This is a genomic window from Butyrivibrio sp. (genome assembly GCF_017940685.1).
GTDB lineage: Bacteria > Bacillota > Clostridia > Lachnospirales > Lachnospiraceae > Butyrivibrio.
This window is the reverse complement of sequence record NZ_JAGAYD010000087.1, coordinates 1-2,075: the sequence shown is the minus strand read 5'-3', so window position 1 is coordinate 2,075 and position 2,075 is coordinate 1. Positions and strand designations below refer to the sequence as shown.

The following is a 2,075-nucleotide window of genomic DNA, read 5'->3' as shown; positions in this document are numbered from 1 at the left end:
TGTACCTGATGAGCCAATTTATGTAGCAACAGTACCTGATAAGGTTCAGGGAGCAAGTGTACTTGCATACCAGAACTTCATGGATGAGGCTGCAGAAAAGCTCGGTGGTGACTTCTACATTTTACCTTCATCTATCCATGAGATTTTGCTTGTGAAGGACAATGGACAGTTCGACAGGGCAGCTCTGGAGCAGATGGTAAGAGAGGTCAATGCAACACAGGTTGCACCGGAAGATAAGCTTACCGACAGCGTTTATCACTACGATTCAAAGGAAAAGGTATTCGAGCTTGCGGAGAAATTTGAGGTTCGTGCCCAGGAAAGGGATGTGATCAAGTCTCCGGAAAAAGAGGAGACAAGAGAAGGTGAGCATGAGGAGAAGCCTTCAACTCTTGCAAAACTCAAGGCTGAGAAGGAGAAGATTGCAAAGCAGCCTAAGAAAGATCCTGTAGATAAGCACAAGTCCAAGAATGGACCTGAGCTTTAATCTGTAAGCAATAAGGGTGTCAGTTGCAATAGCAGCTGGCACCTTATCTTTTGGAGGTGGAAAATGTCTAAGCATCATAACAGAAAACAGTATGGTAAAGGAAAGACCTTTTGCGGCAATACCACAGAACCATCCCTTGCAGGAACTAATCCCTGCAACTGTAAGACTCCCTGTGTTTATGGGAAGGGCAGACCATTTTGTTTCCCTTGCATGGCACAAATCTTAAGTCAGAGACGGGGTGAAGCTGCTTGAATGAAGAGGTATCAAAAGAGAGTATTCGCTTCGCTTTTCATTATGGAGCAAAGCCCACAGTCAGAGTTCTTGTCAGAGCTCTTAAGGCTTACCTTGCCCATAGAGCAAAGAAAAAGAATACACCTATCCAGGGTAAGCAGTCAGTCAAGCAGCTTGTTAAGCAGAATCAGGGTGTTACAAGCCTTGAAGTCAGTGGCGAGTCCATGAGGCAGTTCAAGAAGATTGCCGGTAAGTATGGTGTTGATTTTGCCATTGTAAAAGACAAGTCAGCTGGCAAGGATAAACCTCGATATACAGTTTTCTTCAAAGCCAGAGATACAGATGCTATTCAGGCAGTGCTGGATCAGTACACAAAGAAGATTGTAAAAAAAACGAAGGTGAGGGAACGTCCCAGCACTCTGGAGAAGTTAAAAAAGCTGAAAGCGGAGATAGCCAAAAAGCCTAGAAAAGAAGTGGAAAAGAAAAAGGAGAATGTGCGATGAGTGGGAAAACAAAGAAGCTGATTATCCTCAACATCCCCTATGTTTTGGTAGGACTCTTTTGCACGAACTTAGGTGAAGCATGGCGAATCTCTTGGGGCAGTAACATGTCGGAGAAGATGCAGGGGCTTATTTTGTATGGCGGTTTTAAAGTTGCCTTTGCAAACATATTGCCGAGTCTGCAGCCCTTTGATCTTATGGTGGGAATCTTCTTTGGTGCAGCCTTAAGGCTTGCGGTTTATATCAAGGGTAAGAATGCAAAGAAATTTCGTCATGACAAAGAATATGGCTCAGCCCGGTGGGGCAAAAGAGAAGACATAGAGCCTTTTATGGATGAGAAATTTGAAAACAACATCATTCTATCCCAGACAGAGCGCATGACTATGAACTCTCGTCCCAAGGAACCCAAGTATGCCAGGAACAAAAACGTCCTTGTAGTAGGCGGTTCCGGTTCAGGTAAAACACGTTTTTTTATAAAGCCGAATCTTCTCCAGATGCATAGTTCATATGTACTGACAGATCCAAAGGGAACCGTCATCAACGAAGTGGGTAATGCATTTGTAGAGGCTGGTTACAACATTAAGGTGTTTAATACCATCAACTTTAAGAAGTCGATGCATTATAATCCTTTCTCCTATATTCATTCGGAGAAGGATATCTTAAAGCTTGTGACTGCACTCATTGCCAACACAAAAGGTGAAGGTAAGGGCGGTGATGAATTTTGGGAGAGTGCGACTTGTTCGCAGGCGGTAAAAAGTCTGCGCACAGGCAGGGAACTATCAGCCTGTGAACTGATAGCTTGATAGGTGGAATGAGGGAGTAACGCCCTGAAACGCCTACCCTTGACGGGCGTGCATTAG

3 protein-coding genes and 1 pseudogene are annotated in these 2,075 nt (G+C 44.3%); all 4 read left to right on the top strand.

The features are described 5' to 3' along the window. Positions 1–484 (top strand): DUF5688 family protein (locus J6I68_RS05670; RefSeq protein ID WP_292218361.1); only part of this gene is annotated, 484 nt, incomplete at its 5' end. Positions 485–547: 63 nt separating this feature from the next. Further along, entirely contained in the window at positions 548–736 is a 189-nt protein-coding gene (locus J6I68_RS05665) for a hypothetical protein (protein WP_292218359.1), read from the top strand. Further along, a complete protein-coding gene (locus J6I68_RS05660) occupies positions 733–1,218 on the top strand; it encodes a PcfB family protein (RefSeq protein ID WP_292218357.1) in 486 nt (161 codons plus the stop codon). Before J6I68_RS05665 ends, J6I68_RS05660 begins: the two co-directional genes overlap by 4 nt. Then, positions 1,215–1,949, top strand: a pseudogene (locus J6I68_RS05655) (type IV secretory system conjugative DNA transfer family protein); the annotation flags it as partial. The gene J6I68_RS05660 and the pseudogene J6I68_RS05655, both read left to right, overlap by 4 nt. Positions 1,950–2,075 lie beyond the last annotated feature (126 nt).